The following is a 15,939-nucleotide window of genomic DNA, read 5'->3' on the forward strand; positions in this document are numbered from 1 at the left end:
CGGCGGCCCAGAACGTCCGGAGCGGAGCGCCGCGCGGAACGTCACCGGAGAGATCACAGCGAGCCGCGCGGCGCGGCGCTGCCCCGCTCCCGGTTCCGCACGGCGCGGGAACGGGGAACGGGGCGGGATCAGTCGCGGGGCAGCAGGGTTCCCAGGGGGCCCAGGTCGAGGTTGAGGTCCTCGGGGCGCAGCCCGAACCGTTCGCGGAGTTCGGCCATCCGCTCCTCCAGCAGCATCAGCGTCGTCCCGATGCGCTCGATCTGGTCCTCGGTGAGGTCGTCCTCCTCCACACGGCGGATCGCCTGCCGCTCCATCAGCTGCCGGAGGAGTTCGACGACGGTGAGGACGAGGGCCACCAGGTCGCGGGCGACGGTGTCGGGCTCGACGTCCATCCGCCGGCCGCCGCTCACAGCGGTCCCTCGTCGGGCCACGGGGCGGGCATCCGCTCGCTGACCGAGGAGAGCAGCGCGTGCAGGGAGACCCGTACCAGGGGCACCTCGGCGATGGCGATGACGATGTCGCCGCTGAGGACGACACCGGTCGCGAGCACCCGGTCCAGGAGGTCCACCAGGGGTACGCCGATCGGGCCGGCGGCTCCCTCGGGGCGTTCGTCCCAGGAGAGCGCGGTGGCCGCGGCCGTCCCGGCCGCCGTGTCAGCCGTCATCGTCGCCGTCCCCGGTGGCCGCGAAGGAGTAGGGCACCCAGGGCCCGGTGACCTCGATGTGCACGCCGGCGGTGCCGGGGTCCGCGCGCAGCCGCCGGAGGGTGGCGGCCACGGTCTCGTCGCGGTCCCGGTCGATGAGATAGGCGGCGTTCAGCAGTTGGGTGCGCTGGTCACCGGCCGGCCGGACGTCGTGGACGCGCAGGCGCCGGGCAGCGGCCGAGATGCCGCGCAGGGCGGTGTCCACCTGCTCGGCCGCTCGCAGGGCGGCGTTCCGCCGCTCCTCCCGCGCACGGTGCCGGCCGCGGACCCGCGCCAGGTAGGCGCGGCCGGTGCCGGGGGCGGGTGTCCCCCGGTCCGGGGCCGTGCCGGTTTCCGCGGTGGTTTCCGGGTCCCGGGCGTCAGCGGTCCGGTCACCGGTCTCCGGGGCGGCGGGGAGCGGAGCGGCGTAGACCTTGACCCCCCACTCGACACGTCCCGCGATCCGGTCGAACACGGCGTGCAGCCCCGGCTCCTTGGCCCGCAGCGCCGCGCGGACGCGTCCGTCCTCGCGGTAGAGGGTGGTGAGCGGAAAGGGGATCGCGGACGCGTGGTCCGCCACCGCGGCCACCACGGCGTGGTGCGCCCGGGCGCAGAGCTCCAGCTCGCCGGGGTCGGACAGCCGCGTCCGCAGCGCCTCTTCCGAGAACGCGGCCGCGGGCACGTCCTGGACGACCGCCGTCAACGCGCCCGCGGGGAGAGCCCGGAGGGGCCCTCCGCCGCGATGGCCGGGGGTGGTGGCGAGGGCCGGGGCGGGATCGCCGCCCCGGCAGACCACGAAGACGCAGGTGAGCGTGGAACCGGCGGAGGCCGGCGGAGCGGCCGGGGCGCCGGCGGGCACCACCCGGGTCCCGGGGGTGCCGTCGGCGGGAACGGTGGCGGACGGGGAGGGGATCGCGGTCATGCCCGGGCACGCTCCCGCTGTCCGGCGCCCCGCTCCTCCGGCTCCTCGCAGCCCTGTTCCAGTGCCGCGATCCGGTCCCGGAGAGCCTGGTTCTCCTCGCTGAGCCGGTCCTGCTGGGCGCGGGTGGAGAGGGCGGGGTCCGTCTCCCACCAGTTGATGCCGGCTTTGCGGGCCGTGTCGACGGAGGAGACGAAGAGCCGGATGCGGATCGTCAGCAGTTCAATGTCGAGGAGGTCGATCTTGATGTCGCCGGCGATCACGATGCCCTTGTCGAGGACGCGTTCGAGAATGTCGGCGAGGTTGGCCGTGGTGGGGCCGTAGGTGCAGCAGGCTCCGGAACCCGGCGCGTGCGGGGTCTCAATCGTCGTGGTCATGGTGCCCGCTCACTCCTCTTCCTCGTCCTCCGCTTCGTACTCCTCGTCTTCGTCCTCGTCTTCGTCCTCCTCCTCGTCCTCTTCTCCGTCCTCGTATTCGTCCTCCTCGTCCTCCTCGTCCTCGTCCTCTTCGTCCTCCTCGTCTTCTTCTTCCTCGTCCTCCTCCTCGCCCTCTTCGCCCTCCTGCTCCTCCTCGCCCTCTTCGCCTTCCTGCTCCTCCTCCCCCTCCTCGCCCTCGCGTTCCTCCTCTTCCATCGCGTCCTCGTGGCTGCGGACCACCTCGCCGTCGCGGATCTCGCCGCGCCAGCCCTCGGGCTCCTCCTCCGCGCCCAGCGTCACGTACCGCTGGAAGTGCTTGAGGTCGAGCCGCAGCCGGCGGCCCTGGGCCCGCCAGATGTTGGCGGTCTTCTCGAAGAAGCCGGAGGGGTAGTACTCCACGACGACCACGATGCGCGTCAGATTCGGCGCGAGCTCGTGGAAGGAGACGCATCCCCGGGTGGTGCCCTTGGCGCCCTCGGAGTTCCAGACGATGCGCTCGTCCGGAATCTGCTCGTCGATCGTCGCCTGCCAGCCGCGGGTCGACGGACCGACCTTGGCCTTCCAGTCCGAGGTCGTCTCGTCCGACTTGGAGACGTGGCGTACGCCCTTCATGAAGCCGCTGAAGTCCTCGAACTGGCACCAGTAGTCGTAGCAGGTGCGCAGCGAGAGGCCGACGTCCAGCGTCTCGACGATATTCGTAACCTTGACGTCACCGGGCTTCTTCTTGCCCTTGCCCTCGCCGCCCCCGGCGCCGACCGCTTCCTTGGCCTTGCCCACGACGTTGTCCTTCACTCCCTTGGCCTTCTCGCCCATGAATGCCTTCGCCGGGGATTCCCCGCCCAGCACGCGGGCGCCGACCTTGGGCAGCGAGCCGCCGTTCTCGGCCGCGTCGGTGAGACGTCCGGTGAGATCGGACAACCGGCCGCCGGCCGATTCCACCAACCGCTGCGACTTGGCGCCGAGGTAGTCACCGAATTCCTTACGGAGCCGGTCGACACCGGAGCCGTTCCCGTTCTGGTCCTTCTCGGGCATGATCCGCTACCTCCGACGGCCGGACCGGGCGGCCGACTTCTCCGCCGCGGCCTTGCGAGCAGGTGACTTCTTCGCTGCGGTCTTCTTCGCCGGAGCGCTCTTCTTGGCGGGAGCCCTCCTCGCCTGGGGCTTCTTCCGCGCCGGAGCCTTCTTCGCCGGGGCCTTCTTCCGGGCTCCCCCGCCGGCCTGCTTCTTGGCGGCCGGCTTCTCAGCGGTTTCCTTCTTCGGCTGGGCCTTCTTCCGCGCGGGCTTCTTCTCCGCGGGCTTCTTCTGCGCCGGATTCCGGGCTTCCGGCTTCTTCCCTGCCCGCTTTCCGCCGGATTTGGGGGCCCGCCGCTTCTCCTTGGCTTCGGGTTCCTCTTCTTCCTCTTCTTCCTCGTCGGGCTCCTCCTCTTCCTCCTCTTCCTCCTCCTCGGCTTCGGGGCCCTCTTCTTCCTCCTCCCCCTCGGGCTCCTCCTCTTCCTCCTCCGCCTCGGGGCCTTCCTCCTCCGGCTCCTCTTCCTCTTCGCCTTCCTCTTCGCCTTCCTCGGTGTCCTCCTGGAGGGCGCGGGTCCGCTCCTGGATGGCATCCGCCAGCGAGTCGAGCCGGCGGTTGGCCGCGGCGGCGGCCGCCGCCTTCCCCGCGGCCAGCAGTTCCCCGCGCACCTGCTCGCCCAGTGCACCGAGCTGCGGGGACGACGTCAGTTTGCGCACTCCGTCGGTGACGAGGTTCTGCGGGCTGATCCCCATTCCCCGGCCGACGAGGAGGGAGGCCAGCCCCAGGACGAGCTTCGCCTTCCGGGTGCGTCCCAGGAGGTAGCCCCCCACGACTCCCGCCGCCAGGGCGGATTTGGTGTTCTCGTTCATCAGTGGTGTCCCGTTCCTCTTTCCGCTCCGACCACGGCAGTTCCGGATCGCCGTTCCAGCAGATCCAGCAGTCGTTCCTCCTCGCGCTCGAACTCCTCCATGCCGATCTCCCCGTTCTCCAGTGCCTGGTTGAGCACGACGAGCCGCGCGCGGACGGCCGCGGGATCGTGCAGTTCGTCCTCCGCGGCGTCCGTCATGCGGTTGGCGATCCACACGACGCCCCGCACGGGGGCCAGCGGCAGCAGGGCCAGCTCGGTCAGGAGTCCCATCTCAGGCCGACGCCGGTACGGAGGCGGGGTCCACGAAGCTGTAGCAGGGCAGCGGTCCGGTGAGCCGCAGTTCCACCGCGTCCCGGTGCTCGGCGGCCAGGCGCTCCACCGCCGCCCGGAACGGGGCCTCGCGGTCCCGGCCGACGAGGAAGGAGACGTTCCGCACGCAACCCTGGACCTCGGGGCCTTCGACGCGTTGTTCGGCCAGCGGGGCACAGGCGCGCAGCACCTGGTCAGTGGCGGTCTTCGCCCGGCGGGCGAGCCCCGCGGCCACCGACTCGCCCAGCCGGAGGCTGCCCTGGTAACTCGGGCGGCCGCGCACCTCGTCCCGGAGCCGCCGGACGCGCTCGTCCTCCCGCAGGAGGGCGGCCAGCCCGCCTTCCACCGGCGACGCCTTGAGGTTGAGTTCGCACCGGCCGTCGAGCCGGGTCAGCGCGGCGGACCGCTCCCGTTCGCCGGCGGCCAGGTCCCGCAGCACGGTGTCCTCGTCGGGCGCCACCATGCCGAACCGCATCGGGAGCACGGGGCCGCCGGCGGCGAGGTCGAGCAGCAGTTCCTGGTGCGCCATCAGATCCCGGCGCCGGGCGCGGAGACCGGGCGGCGCCGGGCTGACGACCGCCGCGATCCCGCCGTGGCCGATCAGCCGCAGCGGCCCGGGCGGGTCGCCGACCCCCTTCCGTCCGGCGGGCAGGGCGCGTCCTGCCCGGACGACGCCGTAGACGTAGAGACCCGGTGCGGTCACCGTTCAGCCCTTCTTCGCCGAGCGGGTACGGGTGGTGCCGCGGCTCGCCGTGGACTCGGCGCGCCGGCGGGAGGCGGTGCGTTTGCGCGGTGCGGGCCGCTTCTCCGCCTCCGTCTCGTACTCCTCGTCCTTCTCGGAGTCGCCGCCGACCACGTCCCGCACCTTCTCGCCGAGCGATCCGGCGGCCTTGCCCGCCTTCCTCTTGCCGACCGCGCCCGCCACACCGGCGCCACCGCCGAACAGCTCGGGGACGGTCCGGCTGCGGTTGTCGGACTCCAGGTCGAGGCGGTTGCAGGCCTCGGCGAACCGCAGATAGGTGTCGACACTGGCCACCACGATGCGTGCGTCGATCTTGAGGATCTCGATGCCGACCAGGGAGACCCGGAGGAAGATGTCGATCACCATGCCGCGATCGAGGATCAGTTCGAGGGTGTCGTAGAGCGTGCCCGCGCGCGGCACACACACCATGCCGTCGTTATAGGTGGTCGTGGTCATGGGGGCGGTCCTCTCAGGGGTGGCCGGCGGGCCAGTCGTCCGACGCACCGCGCCGGAAGCGGCGGACCCGGCGGTACTGGAGCAGTTCTCCTGTCCGGTCGACATCCACCTGGTAGGTGGCGAGCAAGCTGGTGGTGTCGGGGACGCGCTGGAGTTCCAGGACGTCGATGTCGACCCGCCAGCCGTCCTCCGTCCGGCACACCGCGGACACGCCTTCCGCCGGGTAACCGATCAGACCGGCCAGATCGCGGCACGCGTTCTGGGCCGCTTCCACCGGGCCGGTGCGGGACTCCCGTCGCGGCTCGGCCGTTTTCGTAGCGGTACGCCGCGTACGTACCTTTTGCTCTGCTGCCATGCGCACCAGTGTGTTCACAGGGCGTGTGGAGCCGCACACGCTGATGGGCCGGACGGATCACCGGGGCCCGGCCCCGGGGGCGGCGGCCCGCGTCTCCCGTCGGCCGGGGGTCCACGGCACCGCCCCCGGTGAACGGGGCCGGCTGTCCGAACCCCGTGGGGCGTCACCGTGTTTGGCGAACCACCCTCAGGTCACGCGCAAGGCGTCGTCGTCGTGAGGCAAGGCACGGAGGAACGAACGGTGACTCCACCCGCGACTGAAGTCGCGGGCTTCCTGTGTCGGTGGCTAGGCACCGGCGCAGAGGACCAGCCCGGCCCTGTGTTTGACGTTGAGTGCGCCGACGTGGTCGGCGTGTGCCACCAGGCCGCAGTTGACGCACATGGACCCGGAAGGGGGCCGGTCAGAAGTGGTCACACGCGGCAACGCCTGCCCATAAACTGATCCCCTTCCTTCCACCCTGGACCTCACGGGACGCGACCCAGGGCCGATACGGTGCAGTCGGGAGCCGACCTGTGTTCTATTACGTGCTCAAGTACGTGCTTCTCGGGCCGTTGCTGCGGCTGACCTTCCGCCCCCGGATACAGGGCCTGGAGCACGTGCCCGAGGACGGGGCCGCGATCGTCGCCGGCAACCACCTGTCCTTCTCGGACCACTTCCTGATGCCGGCCATCCTCCGCCGCCGTATCACCTTCCTCGCCAAGGCGGAGTACTTCACGGGCCCCGGGCTCAAGGGCCGGCTGACGGCCGCCTTCTTCCGCAGCATCGGCCAGATCCCGGTGGACCGCTCGGGCAGACAGGCCGGGCAGGCCGCCATCACCGAAGGACTCAAGGTGCTGGGAAGCGGCGAGCTGCTCGGGATCTACCCGGAAGGCACGCGCTCGCACGACGGCCGGCTCTACAAGGGCCGCGTCGGGGTGGCCGTCATGGCGATCCGGGCGGGGGTCCCGGTGGTGCCGTGCGCCATGCAGGGAACGTTCGAGATCCAGCCGCCGGGACGCCGGCTGCCGCGGCCCGGCCGGGTGACGATCCGCTTCGGCGAACCGATGGACTTCTCCCGCTTCGCGGGCATGGAGGGCGAACGGGCGGTGCTGCGCGCCGTGACCGACGAGATCATGTACGAGATCATGAAGCTCTCCGGCCAGGAGTACGTCGACCTCTACGCGAACGAGGCCAAGGCGCAGCAGAAGGACCGGTCCGGCTCCCGGGACTGACCGCACCGGGAAACCCGGCGGTGCGCGGACTCCCCGACCGCCGGGTGCGCGGCGCCCTCCCGTTCCCCGGCCGGTGTCCCGCCGGCGGCGCCCGGCGGCCGATGAGTCCCCGGAGAAACGACCGGGGTTCTCCGTCGGCGCTCGTCAATGACCGTGCCCGCCCGGCGGATTGCCCGGCTCCGCGCCGCGGTGCTCCGCCGCGATGCCGAACCGGCTCCGTTCGCCCGCAGCGGACGTGAGGCCGGGGCGGAGGGCCGACACCGTGCTGATCACCGGCTCATCCGCGGCACCCTCTTCCTGCTCCAGAAGCTGCAGGTCAGCGGCTGATACCAGCGCCACGAGCGGCTTACCGTGACGCGTCACGACCACCCGTTCACCGCCGTAGACGACACGGTTGATCAACTCGGCCAGCTCCGCGCGGGCTTGCGTCACCGGAATCTCATAAGCCATGCTCCCCATCGTACGAGACGTACAGGATGTACATTTTCGCCGGAACGGCGATCACACAACGGAAGAAGGGGGAGCAGCCGTGGAGTCTCCGACCGCCCGCTACGTGCTGCCGCAGTTCACCGAGCGCACCAGCCGCGGGATCCGCACGCTGGACCCGTACTCCCGGCTTCTGGAGGAGCGCATCGTCTTCCTCGGCACCGAGGTCGACGAGACCTCGGCCAACGACGTCATCGCCCAGCTGATGCACCTGGAGCACGCCGCGCCCGGCCGCGGCATCTCCCTGTACATCAACTCCCCCGGCGGCTCCCTCACCGCGATGACCGCGATCTACGACACGATGCTCTTCGTCGGCTGCCCCATCGAGACGATCTGCCTCGGACAGGCCGCCGAGGAGGCGGCCGTGCTGCTCGCCGCGGGGGAGCCCGGCCGGCGGCTGATGCTCCCGGGTTCCCGGGCCGTGCTCCGCCAGCCGTCCCTGGCCGAGCCCGCACAGGGGCAGGTGGACGACCTGGCGATCAGGGCCCGCGAAGTGGCCCGCGCCCGGGCCATGCTGGAGGGGATGCTGGTGCGGCACACCGGGCAGTCCGCCGAGCGCGTCGCCTCGGACATCGAGCGGGACATGATCCTCACCGCCGGCGAGGCCGTCGCCTACGGGCTCGCCGACCGGATCGTCGCGAACCGCAAGGGGTCCGCCGCCTCCGTGGGCCGGGGGTGAGCCGTGTCCCTGCCCGAACTGCCGCCGCTGCCCGCCCTCACGCGCGCCGAGGGCGAGCTGATCGACCGTTACCTGGAGGCGGCCGACCTGCTGGGACGGGTCAACCCGGCCCGGGGCACCGACACCTACGGCAGCCTGCGCGCCGCGCAGGCGCTGGTCGACCGGGCGGTCCGGCTGCGCGACGCGCTCTCCGTGATGCACGCGCGCGGCGAGACGGAACTGCACGCGGCCACCCTGGGCCGGGCCCTGCGCGTCCTCGACGGGGAGCGCCGGACCCGGCGCGTCACCCTCCCGCCGGAGAACCCCGGGTGACGGAACGCCGCGGCGTGCCGTGACACGCGTCACCGGCCGGCCTCCCCCGACCGGACTGCTTTCCGCGGGACATGACGGGCCGTGCGGCGTGGGCCCGCGTCGGTGAGCCCTCGGCCGTTCCGGGCGTCGCGCCCGGTCCGGGCGGGGCCGGGGGCCGTGTTCGGCCGCCAACAACCCGGCTATTCCACCTGGTTGGGGCAAGAGTTAGAACTTTCACATATGGCCGGATCGGTGACGAAATTCGACCTGGAGTGCGTAACCATCGCTGAGACGACAAGCCCCCGCCGCCGAGGCGGGGCGGCCCGGGCGGACGCCGAGTCCTGCCACCGTCCCGGGCGACAGGTCGATTCCCCGGACCGGCAGGAGTGGAGGACCCGGGCAAGCCGGGCCCGGCCGGAACCCTCCGGCCGGCCCTTGGGGTGAAGCCGCGATCGCGGCCGGGCATCTTCGTTCTGCCCGAACCCGACAGGTCATCCTTCACAGGCGGCTGACGAAGGGTTGCGCATGTCCGCGCACGTTCATGTCCAGACGCACGACAGCACCACCGGCACCACCGGCACCACCGGCTTCACCGGCACCACCGGCACCGGCCGGAAGTCCGCCGGCACCACCGCGCGCATCTCCCGCGCGGGGGCCGTATCGGCGCTCACCCTCGCCGCGGTCACGGGCACCGTCCTCGCACCGGGCGCCGCCTCCGAGGCCCAGGCCGCCACCGCCCGGTCGAAGGCACTCTCGGTCGCCGCGGCGCAGAAGGGCGACCCCTACAAGTACGGCGCCGCGGGCCCGCACCGCTTCGACTGCTCCGGCCTGACGCTGTACTCGTACAAGAAGGCCGGCAAGAAGCTGCCGCGCACGGCCCAGGCCCAGTACAACAAGACCAGCCGCGTCTCCGCCGCGAAGCGGGCCAAGGGCGATCTGGTGTTCTTCCACTCCGGCGGCAGCGTCTACCACGTCGGCGTCTACGCCGGCAGCGGCAAGGTCTGGCACTCCCCCAAGGCCGGCTCCGTCGTCAAGCTGGAGAAGATCTGGACGAAGAGCGTCCGTTACGGCCGGGTGCGCTGAGCACCACCGGGTCAGCCGGCGGGCGCCGACGCGACGATGACGGCCACCGCCCGGTCGATCTGATCCTCCGTCAGATCGGCGCGGGCGGTGAGCCGCAGCCGCGAGACGCCGTCGGGCACGGACGGCGGGCGGAAGCAGCCCACGGCCAGCCCGCCGGCCCGGCAGTCCGCCGCCCAGCGCAGCGCCGCCTCCGGGGACGGCGCCCGTACGGACACCACGGCCGCGTCCGGGCGGACGGACGCCAGACCCGCCGCCGTCAGCCGCTCGTGCAGCGAGGCCGCGACGGCCCGGGCCCGGGCCGCCCGCTCCGGCTCCCGGCGCAGCAGCCGGAGGGCGGCCAGCGCGCCGCCGGCGGCGGCGGGCGCGAGCCCGGTGTCGAAGATGAACGCCCGTGCGGTGTTGACGAGATGCTCGATCACCCGGGCCGGTCCCAGCACGGCACCGCCCTGACTCCCGAGCGACTTGGACAGGGTGACGGTCACGACCGTGTCCGGTGAGCCCGCGAGCCCGGCGGCGTACGGGGCTCCGCGCCCGCCCTCCCCCAGCACGCCCAGCCCGTGGGCGTCGTCGACGATCAGGGCCGCCCCGCGGTCGCGGCAGACCGTGGCGAGCCGGCCGAGCGGCGCGGCGTCGCCGTCGACCGAGAAGACCGCGTCGGTGAGGACGACGGCCCGGCCCTCGTGCCCGTCGAGCACCTTGGCCGCGGCGCCGGGATCGGCGTGCGGGACGACGGCGGTGACCGCCCGGGAGAGCCGGCAGCCGTCGATCAGCGAGGCGTGGTTGGCGGCGTCGGAGACGATCAGGGTGCCCCGCGCGGTCAGCGCGGTGACGGCGGCGAGATTGGCGGCGTAGCCGGAGGCCAGCACCAGCGCGGCCTCGAAGCCGCAGAAGTCCGCCAGTTCCGCCTCCAGTTCGGCGTGGAGCCCGGTGCTGCCGGTCACCAGCCGGGAGCCGGTCGCGCCGGCCCCCCACAGCCGGGCCGCGTCCGCGGCCGCGGCGGTCACCGCGGGGTGGCGGGCCAGTCCGAGGTAGTCGTTGGACGCCAGATCGAGCAGCGCGGACGCGGCCGGACGGGGGCGCAGCGCGCGGACGAGACCGGCCCGCCGCCGGGCGGCCGCCTCCTCGTCGATCCATCCGAACGGGTCCCGGGCGTCCCGGCCCGGATCCCGGTCCGGGTCCTGCTCCTTGTCCTGGGGCATCGGCCATCCCTCGCGTCTGTCGGGTCTGCCCAAAACCTAGCCCGGCCAAGGGCGGGACACGGTGTGGCGATACACACACCCCGATCCCGCGGTGTTGTGGGATCCCTCCTTGGCCGCGCCCCCTCCGGTAGGCAAGGATCTCCGCCATGGATCTGCTGACAACGCTGGTGGACAAGGGGCTGCGCCGCGAGCCGCCCACCCGGGACGAGGCGCTCGCCGTGCTGGCCACGTCCGACGACGACCTGCTCGATGTGGTGGCGGCCGCGGGGCGGGTGCGCCGCCAGTGGTTCGGGCGGCGGGTGAAGCTCAACTATCTGGTCAACCTGAAGTCGGGGCTCTGCCCGGAGGACTGCTCGTACTGCTCGCAGCGGCTGGGGTCGAAGGCGGAGATCCTCAAGTACACCTGGCTGAAGCCGGAGGAGGCCGCCGCGGCGGCCGGCGCCGGTGTGGCCGGCGGCGCCAAGCGCGTCTGCCTGGTGGCGAGCGGACGCGGCCCGACCGACCGGGACGTGGACCGGGTGTCGGACACCATCGCGGCCATCAAGGAGCGGAACGAGGGCGTGGAGGTCTGCGCCTGCCTCGGGCTGCTCTCCGACGGCCAGGCCGAGCGGCTGCGGGCCGCGGGCGCGGACGCGTACAACCACAACCTCAACACGTCCGAGGCGACGTACCAGGACATCTGCACCACGCACGACTTCTCCGACCGGGTCTCCACCGTGCGGCAGGCGCAGGGCGCGGGGCTGTCGGCCTGCTCCGGCCTGATCGCGGGCATGGGCGAGTCCGACGAGGACCTGGTCGACGTGGTCTTCGCGCTGCGCGAGCTGGACCCGGACTCCGTGCCGGTCAACTTCCTGATCCCCTTCGACGGCACACCGCTGGCCGGGGAGTGGAACCTCACCCCGCAGCGGGCGCTGCGCATCCTGGCCATGGTCCGCTTCGTCTGCCCGGATGTGGAGGTACGGCTCGCGGGAGGCCGCGAGGTGCATCTGCGGTCCCTGCAGCCGCTGGCGCTCCACCTCGCCAACTCGGTCTTCCTGGGCGACTACCTGACCAGTGAGGGGCAGGCGGGGCAGGCGGACCTCGACATGATCGCCGACGCGGGCTTCGAGGTGGAGGGCTCGGACACCGTGACCCTGCCGGAGCACCGGGCGGGCGCGGCCGGAACGGGCTGCGGCGGACACGACGACGGCGGCTGCGCGCCCTGCGGGGAGACGGCGGCGGAGGACGCGGCCCCGGCCGCCGCGCCCGCCGGCGCACCGGCCCCGCCGGCCGCCGCACCGGCGGGCGCTCCCCGTACCGGCCTGGTGGCGGTGCGCCGCCGCGGCGCGGGCACCGATCTGCCACCCAATGCCTGAGCCGCTCCCGCACCCGCCGGCCGCACCGGCCGGCGGGCCCGCCGCGGCGGCGCCGCTGTCCACCGCCGAACTGCTGGAGCTGGACCGGCGGCACGTCTGGCACCCGTACGGCCCGATGCCCGGCCGCACGGACCCGCTGGTCGTCGAGTCCGCCTCCGGGGTGCGGCTACGGCTGGCCGAACCGGCCGAGGGCCGGGAGGAGTTGGTCGACGGGATGTCGTCGTGGTGGTCGGCCGTGCACGGCTACGGCCACCCCGCGCTGACCGGAGCCGCGCACGCACAGCTGGACCGGATGAGCCATGTGATGTTCGGCGGGCTCACCCACGAGCCGGCCGTCCGGCTCGCCGCCCGGCTCGTGGAGATCACCCCGGAGCCGCTGCGCCACGTCTTCCTGGCCGACTCGGGCTCGGTGTCCGTGGAAGTGGCCGTCAAGATGTGCCTGCAGTACTGGCGTTCGCTGGGGAAGCCCCGCAAGCAGCGGCTGCTGACCTGGCGCGGCGGCTACCACGGCGACACCTGGCAGCCGATGTCCGTGTGCGACCCGGACGGCGGCATGCACCACCTGTGGTCCGGGGTGCTGCCCCGGCAGGTCTTCGCCGACGCGCCGCCGCCCGGCTTCGGTGCCGGCGTGGACCCGGCGTACGCGGAGCATCTGCGGGGGCTGGTCGCGGAGCACGCCGAGGAGCTGGCGGCCGTCGTCGTCGAACCGGTGGTGCAGGGCGCGGGCGGGATGCGGTTCCACTCCCCCGGCTATCTGCGGGTGCTGCGCGAGGCGTGCGACGAGCACGGTGTGCTGCTGGTCCTGGACGAGATCGCCACCGGCTTCGGCCGGACCGGTGAGCTGTTCGCCGCGGACCACGCGGGCGTCGCGCCCGATGTGCTGTGCCTCGGCAAGGCGCTGACCGGCGGGATGATGACGCTGGCGGCGACGCTGTGCACCGCGGAGGTGGCCGAGGGCATCTCGCGCGGTGAGGTGCCGGTGCTGGCGCACGGCCCGACCTTCATGGGCAATCCGCTGGCCACGGCGGTCGCGGGTGCCTCCGTCGATCTGCTGCTGGCCCGGGACTGGCGCGGCGAGGTGCGCGGGATCGAGCGCGGGCTGCGGGAGGGGCTGGCCCCGGCGGCGCGGCTGCCGGGCGTGCGGGAGGTCCGGGTACTGGGCGCCATCGGCGTCGTCCAGCTCGACCACGGCATCGACATGGCGGCGGCGACGCGCGCCGCGGTGCGCGAGGGCGTGTGGCTGCGGCCGTTCCGCGACCTCGTCTACACGATGCCGCCGTATGTCACCGGTGAGGACGACGTGGCCCGGATCTGCGCGGCGGTGTACGCGGCGGCAGCGGCGGGCTGACCCCGCGCAGGGCCCGGCCGCGCCGAGGCGGCCGGGGCGCGGAACACACGGGGCGCGCGGGCACGCGCGCCCCTCGTACGGCGGCGCGGCAGGTACGGCGGCGCGGCAGGAACGGAGCGAGGGATCATGGCCGTCACCGTCGTCAGCGGCACCGGGACCGAGATCGGGAAGACGGTGGTGACCGCCGCGCTGGCCGCCGCCGCGCTGGCGGCGGGCCGTACCGTCGCCGTGCTCAAGCCGGCCCAGACCGGCGTGGCGCCCGGTGAGCCGGGGGACGCGGCGGAGGCAGCCCGCCTCGCCGGCCCCGTCACCACGGCCGAGCTGGCCCGCTACCCCGAACCGCTGGCCCCGGAGACGGCCGCACGGCGGGCGGGCAGGTCCACGGTACGGCCGGCGGAGATCGCGGAGGCGGCGGAGAAACTGGCCGCCGGCCACGATCTGGTCCTGGTCGAGGGCGCGGGCGGGCTGCTGGTGCGCTACGACGAAGAGGGCGCGACCCTGGCGGACGCTGCCCGGCTGCTGGACGCGCCGGTGCTGGTGGTCGCCGCCGCCGGGCTGGGCACCCTCAACGCCACCGCGCTGACGGCGGAGGCCCTGCGCGCCCGGGGGCTGGACTGCGCGGGTGTTCTCCTGGGCAGCTGGCCGGCCGAGCCGGGCCTGGCGGAGCGCTGCAATCTGGCCGACCTGCCCGCGGCGGCCGGGGCTCCGCTGCTGGGCGCGCTCCCGCACGGGGCCGGCGCCCTCCCGCCCGCGGAGTTCCGTGCCCGCGCCGGCCGCTGGCTCGCCCCCGCGCTGGGGGGCACCTGGGACGCCGCGGAGTTCACCGCACGGCACCGGCCGCCGCGGTGAGCCGCTGCCCGGCCGCCGGCTACGCCAGGCTCCAGCTCCGCAGTTCCTCCGCGATGGCCTCCACGCCGGCGGTCCCGTCCTTGACGAGGCGGGCGAGATCGCGGACCTGCTCCGGCGAGGTGCTGACCTTCAGCCCGCTCGCCACGAGATAGGCGTAGGCGACGGCCGAGGCGAACATGGCGTTGGACCGCTCCAGCGCCGGCACGTGGAGGAGCAGTTGCAGCAGGGCGGCCGCGCGGCTCGGCGGATCGGTGTAGACGGGGACGCCGAATATCTCCGCCTCGTGCCGGCTGACGGCGGCGACCAGGGCGCCCCAGTCGGTCACGGCCGGATCGCCGGGGGTGTTCTGCTCGGCCACCATGAGCAGCCAGGAGAGATCGATACGGAAGGTCAACGGCGGGTGCGCTCCTCGCCGAACTCCTCCGCGAAGACCGACTCGTACTGCTTCATGAAGTCGGCGGCCGCCTCGACGAAGGTCCGGCCGGCCTCCCCGGCGTCCTGCCGGACGAGCTCCTCGATGTAGCGGTTCACGCTCACGCCCCGCTGGAGGGCGCGCTGCCGCGCGGTCTCGGCGGTCGTCTCGTCCACACGGACGTTCAGCTGGGTCTTGGCCACCCCACCAAGCTAGCACTTGCGCGCTATCATCGACAAGGGGTACCGGCCCGTCCAGCGGGCCCCTACCCTCGGGACCTCCGGGGGACGCCACACCGAGCCGGGAGAGGGCCATGCCCACGCTTGCACAGGAGACCACCCACGACTCCGCGGACGGACGGCCCCCGGCCGCCCGGGCCGAATCGCTCACCAAGGCCTTCGGCTCCGGCGAGACCGCGGTCATCGCGGTCGACGCCGTGGACGTCACGATCGAAAGGGGCCGGTTCACGGCGGTGATGGGCCCCTCCGGCTCCGGGAAGTCCACGCTGATGCACTGCCTGGCCGGACTGGACTCGGTCTCGGCCGGCCGGGTCTGGCTGGGCGGCACGGAGATCACCGGGCTCAAGGAGAAGGACCTGACCCGGCTGCGGCGCGACCGGATCGGCTTCATGTTCCAGTCGTTCAATCTGCTGCCGACGCTGACGGCGGCCGAGAACATCACGCTCCCGATGGACATCGCGGGCCGCAAGCCGGACCGCGCCTGGCTCGACCGGGTGATCGACACCCTCCGGCTGCGGGACCGGCTCTCACACCGTCCGTCCCAGCTCTCCGGCGGCCAGCAGCAGCGGGTGGCCTGTGCGCGGGCCCTGGCCTCCCGCCCCGAGCTGATCTTCGCGGACGAGCCGACCGGCAACCTGGACTCCCGGAGCGGGCGGGAAGTGCTGCGCTTCCTGCGCGAGGCCGTCGACGAGCTCGGGCAGACGGTGGTGATGGTCACCCACGACCCCAACGCCGCCGCCCATGCCGACCGGGTGCTCTTCCTGGCCGACGGGCGCATCGTGGACGAGATGGCGGAGCCGACCGCCGAGCGGGTGCTCCAGCGGATGCGCCTCTTCTCCCCCGGCCCCCCGCCGCCCGGCGGGAGCGGCGGACCGGAGAGCTGAGCCCGGGCCGCCGCGGAACCGCGGGGCCCGGGCACGGAGGGCGGAGCGCGTTCGCCACCGCTCCGCCCGCCGTTTTGCTGAGCCTTTACTATGGTGGTTCCCCCGGGCCTCGCGGCCCCCCGGCCCGTATACGAAAGGTGTGAGCGT

The 15,939-nt window shown here is 73.3% G+C and carries 23 protein-coding genes and 1 riboswitch; of the genes, 8 read left to right on the top strand and 15 right to left on the bottom strand.

Annotated elements, in window-relative coordinates:
* Window positions 1–128: 128 nt before the first annotated feature.
* The 11 genes from SXIN_RS00790 to SXIN_RS31800 all read right to left on the bottom strand — a co-directional run bounded on the left by SXIN_RS00790 (window position 129) and on the right by SXIN_RS31800 (window position 6,170).
* Window positions 129–392, bottom strand: coding sequence for a gas vesicle protein K (locus tag SXIN_RS00790; protein WP_039820943.1), 264 nt, complete (start codon window positions 390–392; stop codon window positions 129–131).
* 14 nt (window positions 393–406) lie between these two features.
* Complete coding sequence (locus tag SXIN_RS00795; protein ID WP_019708339.1) at window positions 407–664, bottom strand: gas vesicle protein; 258 nt, start codon at window positions 662–664, stop codon at window positions 407–409.
* A complete protein-coding gene (locus SXIN_RS00800) occupies window positions 654–1,604 on the bottom strand; it encodes a GvpL/GvpF family gas vesicle protein (protein WP_095756408.1) in 951 nt (316 codons plus the stop codon). The genes SXIN_RS00795 and SXIN_RS00800 overlap by 11 nt, the downstream gene beginning before the upstream one ends.
* Window positions 1,601–1,978 (bottom strand): gas vesicle protein, encoded by a 378-nt coding sequence (locus SXIN_RS00805; protein ID WP_019708338.1) that lies wholly within the window; start codon window positions 1,976–1,978, stop codon window positions 1,601–1,603. The genes SXIN_RS00800 and SXIN_RS00805 overlap by 4 nt, the downstream gene beginning before the upstream one ends.
* 9 nt (window positions 1,979–1,987) lie before the next feature.
* Window positions 1,988–3,049 carry an SRPBCC family protein gene (locus tag SXIN_RS00810; protein WP_019708337.1) on the bottom strand — a complete coding sequence of 354 codons (1,062 nt, stop codon included), beginning with the start codon at window positions 3,047–3,049 and terminating at the stop codon, window positions 1,988–1,990.
* 6 nt (window positions 3,050–3,055) lie between these two features.
* On the bottom strand, window positions 3,056–3,895 hold the full coding sequence (locus tag SXIN_RS31120) for a hypothetical protein (protein WP_019708336.1): 840 nt from the start codon (window positions 3,893–3,895) through the stop codon (window positions 3,056–3,058).
* Window positions 3,895–4,164 carry a gas vesicle protein GvpG gene (locus SXIN_RS00820; RefSeq protein ID WP_019708335.1) on the bottom strand — a complete coding sequence of 90 codons (270 nt, stop codon included), beginning with the start codon at window positions 4,162–4,164 and terminating at the stop codon, window positions 3,895–3,897. Before SXIN_RS00820 ends, SXIN_RS31120 begins: the two co-directional genes overlap by 1 nt.
* A 1-nt stretch (window position 4,165) precedes the next feature.
* Window positions 4,166–4,906: a GvpL/GvpF family gas vesicle protein gene (locus SXIN_RS00825; protein WP_095756409.1), complete on the bottom strand. Its 741-nt coding sequence runs from the start codon at window positions 4,904–4,906 to the stop codon at window positions 4,166–4,168.
* Window positions 4,907–4,909: 3 nt separating this feature from the next.
* A complete protein-coding gene (locus SXIN_RS00830) occupies window positions 4,910–5,401 on the bottom strand; it encodes a gas vesicle structural protein GvpA (protein ID WP_019708334.1) in 492 nt (163 codons plus the stop codon).
* A gap of 13 nt (window positions 5,402–5,414) precedes the next feature.
* Window positions 5,415–5,756, bottom strand: a complete 342-nt coding sequence (locus SXIN_RS00835) for a gas vesicle protein GvpO (protein WP_039820937.1) — start codon at window positions 5,754–5,756, stop codon at window positions 5,415–5,417.
* A gap of 285 nt (window positions 5,757–6,041) precedes the next feature.
* Window positions 6,042–6,170, bottom strand: a complete 129-nt coding sequence (locus SXIN_RS31800; RefSeq protein WP_238153632.1) for a transposase — start codon at window positions 6,168–6,170, stop codon at window positions 6,042–6,044.
* Between the two features lie 98 nt (window positions 6,171–6,268).
* On the opposite strand from SXIN_RS31800, the gene SXIN_RS00840 reads away from it, so the two are divergent.
* Window positions 6,269–6,967, top strand: coding sequence for a lysophospholipid acyltransferase family protein (locus tag SXIN_RS00840; protein ID WP_019708332.1), 699 nt, complete (start codon window positions 6,269–6,271; stop codon window positions 6,965–6,967).
* A 144-nt stretch (window positions 6,968–7,111) separates the two neighbouring features.
* On the opposite strand, the gene SXIN_RS00845 is transcribed toward SXIN_RS00840, so the two are convergent.
* The gene (locus SXIN_RS00845; RefSeq protein WP_039820936.1) at window positions 7,112–7,417 is read right to left on the bottom strand and encodes a type II toxin-antitoxin system Phd/YefM family antitoxin; all 306 of its coding nucleotides are present in this window, start codon (window positions 7,415–7,417) and stop codon (window positions 7,112–7,114) included.
* 79 nt (window positions 7,418–7,496) lie between these two features.
* On the opposite strand from SXIN_RS00845, the gene SXIN_RS00850 reads away from it, so the two are divergent.
* The 3 genes from SXIN_RS00850 (at window position 7,497) to SXIN_RS00860 (ending at window position 9,506) form a co-directional block, all read left to right on the top strand.
* Window positions 7,497–8,132 carry an ATP-dependent Clp protease proteolytic subunit gene (locus SXIN_RS00850; protein WP_019708330.1) on the top strand — a complete coding sequence of 212 codons (636 nt, stop codon included), beginning with the start codon at window positions 7,497–7,499 and terminating at the stop codon, window positions 8,130–8,132.
* Window positions 8,133–8,135: 3 nt separating this feature from the next.
* Window positions 8,136–8,444: a hypothetical protein gene (locus SXIN_RS00855; protein ID WP_019708329.1), complete on the top strand. Its 309-nt coding sequence runs from the start codon at window positions 8,136–8,138 to the stop codon at window positions 8,442–8,444.
* A gap of 331 nt (window positions 8,445–8,775) precedes the next feature.
* A riboswitch (cyclic di-AMP (ydaO/yuaA leader) is annotated at window positions 8,776–8,945 on the top strand.
* Between the two features lie 3 nt (window positions 8,946–8,948).
* A complete protein-coding gene (locus SXIN_RS00860; protein WP_019708328.1) occupies window positions 8,949–9,506 on the top strand; it encodes a C40 family peptidase in 558 nt (185 codons plus the stop codon).
* A gap of 11 nt (window positions 9,507–9,517) precedes the next feature.
* On the opposite strand, the gene SXIN_RS00865 is transcribed toward SXIN_RS00860, so the two are convergent.
* Window positions 9,518–10,705, bottom strand: a complete 1,188-nt coding sequence (locus SXIN_RS00865; RefSeq protein WP_095756410.1) for an 8-amino-7-oxononanoate synthase — start codon at window positions 10,703–10,705, stop codon at window positions 9,518–9,520.
* A 146-nt stretch (window positions 10,706–10,851) separates the two neighbouring features.
* Between SXIN_RS00865 and bioB the strand changes: the two genes are divergently transcribed.
* From bioB to bioD, 3 genes are all read left to right on the top strand, one after another.
* Entirely contained in the window at window positions 10,852–12,060 is a 1,209-nt protein-coding gene (gene bioB, locus SXIN_RS00870) for a biotin synthase BioB (RefSeq protein WP_095756411.1), read from the top strand.
* The gene (locus SXIN_RS00875) at window positions 12,053–13,408 is read left to right on the top strand and encodes an adenosylmethionine--8-amino-7-oxononanoate transaminase (protein ID WP_095756412.1); all 1,356 of its coding nucleotides are present in this window, start codon (window positions 12,053–12,055) and stop codon (window positions 13,406–13,408) included. Before bioB ends, SXIN_RS00875 begins: the two co-directional genes overlap by 8 nt.
* A 126-nt stretch (window positions 13,409–13,534) precedes the next feature.
* Entirely contained in the window at window positions 13,535–14,257 is a 723-nt protein-coding gene (gene bioD, locus SXIN_RS00880) for a dethiobiotin synthase (RefSeq protein ID WP_095756413.1), read from the top strand.
* A gap of 19 nt (window positions 14,258–14,276) precedes the next feature.
* Here bioD and SXIN_RS00885 read toward each other — a convergent pair whose 3' ends face one another.
* Both SXIN_RS00885 and SXIN_RS00890 read right to left on the bottom strand, forming a co-directional pair.
* Window positions 14,277–14,651, bottom strand: a complete 375-nt coding sequence (locus SXIN_RS00885; protein ID WP_019708324.1) for a hypothetical protein — start codon at window positions 14,649–14,651, stop codon at window positions 14,277–14,279.
* Window positions 14,648–14,872, bottom strand: coding sequence for a hypothetical protein (locus SXIN_RS00890; protein ID WP_019708323.1), 225 nt, complete (start codon window positions 14,870–14,872; stop codon window positions 14,648–14,650). Before SXIN_RS00890 ends, SXIN_RS00885 begins: the two co-directional genes overlap by 4 nt.
* A gap of 110 nt (window positions 14,873–14,982) precedes the next feature.
* Between SXIN_RS00890 and SXIN_RS00895 the strand changes: the two genes are divergently transcribed.
* Window positions 14,983–15,792, top strand: a complete 810-nt coding sequence (locus SXIN_RS00895) for an ABC transporter ATP-binding protein (RefSeq protein WP_019708322.1) — start codon at window positions 14,983–14,985, stop codon at window positions 15,790–15,792.
* Window positions 15,793–15,939: the final 147 nt, after the last annotated feature.

Source organism: Streptomyces xinghaiensis S187, from assembly GCF_000220705.2.
Lineage (GTDB): Bacteria > Actinomycetota > Actinomycetes > Streptomycetales > Streptomycetaceae > Streptomyces > Streptomyces xinghaiensis.

What these genes read in the sequence shown, in the direction of transcription:
- SXIN_RS00845 (WP_039820936.1), bottom strand. Translation starts at nt 7,417, where the DNA reads ATGGCTTATGAGATTCCGGTGACGCAAGCCCGCGCGGAGCTGGCCGAG.
- SXIN_RS00795 (WP_019708339.1), bottom strand. Translation starts at nt 664, where the DNA reads ATGACGGCTGACACGGCGGCCGGGACGGCCGCGGCCACCGCGCTCTCC.
- SXIN_RS00820 (WP_019708335.1), bottom strand. Translation starts at nt 4,164, where the DNA reads ATGGGACTCCTGACCGAGCTGGCCCTGCTGCCGCTGGCCCCCGTGCGG.
- bioB (WP_095756411.1), top strand. Translation starts at nt 10,852, where the DNA reads ATGGATCTGCTGACAACGCTGGTGGACAAGGGGCTGCGCCGCGAGCCG.
- bioD (WP_095756413.1), top strand. Translation starts at nt 13,535, where the DNA reads ATGGCCGTCACCGTCGTCAGCGGCACCGGGACCGAGATCGGGAAGACG.
- SXIN_RS00830 (WP_019708334.1), bottom strand. Translation starts at nt 5,401, where the DNA reads ATGACCACGACCACCTATAACGACGGCATGGTGTGTGTGCCGCGCGCG.
- SXIN_RS00860 (WP_019708328.1), top strand. Translation starts at nt 8,949, where the DNA reads ATGTCCGCGCACGTTCATGTCCAGACGCACGACAGCACCACCGGCACC.
- SXIN_RS00895 (WP_019708322.1), top strand. Translation starts at nt 14,983, where the DNA reads ATGCCCACGCTTGCACAGGAGACCACCCACGACTCCGCGGACGGACGG.
- SXIN_RS31120 (WP_019708336.1), bottom strand. Translation starts at nt 3,895, where the DNA reads ATGAACGAGAACACCAAATCCGCCCTGGCGGCGGGAGTCGTGGGGGGC.
- SXIN_RS00875 (WP_095756412.1), top strand. Translation starts at nt 12,053, where the DNA reads ATGCCTGAGCCGCTCCCGCACCCGCCGGCCGCACCGGCCGGCGGGCCC.
- SXIN_RS00805 (WP_019708338.1), bottom strand. Translation starts at nt 1,978, where the DNA reads ATGACCACGACGATTGAGACCCCGCACGCGCCGGGTTCCGGAGCCTGC.
- SXIN_RS00800 (WP_095756408.1), bottom strand. Translation starts at nt 1,604, where the DNA reads ATGACCGCGATCCCCTCCCCGTCCGCCACCGTTCCCGCCGACGGCACC.
- SXIN_RS00810 (WP_019708337.1), bottom strand. Translation starts at nt 3,049, where the DNA reads ATGCCCGAGAAGGACCAGAACGGGAACGGCTCCGGTGTCGACCGGCTC.
- SXIN_RS00835 (WP_039820937.1), bottom strand. Translation starts at nt 5,756, where the DNA reads ATGGCAGCAGAGCAAAAGGTACGTACGCGGCGTACCGCTACGAAAACG.
- SXIN_RS00790 (WP_039820943.1), bottom strand. Translation starts at nt 392, where the DNA reads ATGGACGTCGAGCCCGACACCGTCGCCCGCGACCTGGTGGCCCTCGTC.
- SXIN_RS00865 (WP_095756410.1), bottom strand. Translation starts at nt 10,705, where the DNA reads ATGCCCCAGGACAAGGAGCAGGACCCGGACCGGGATCCGGGCCGGGAC.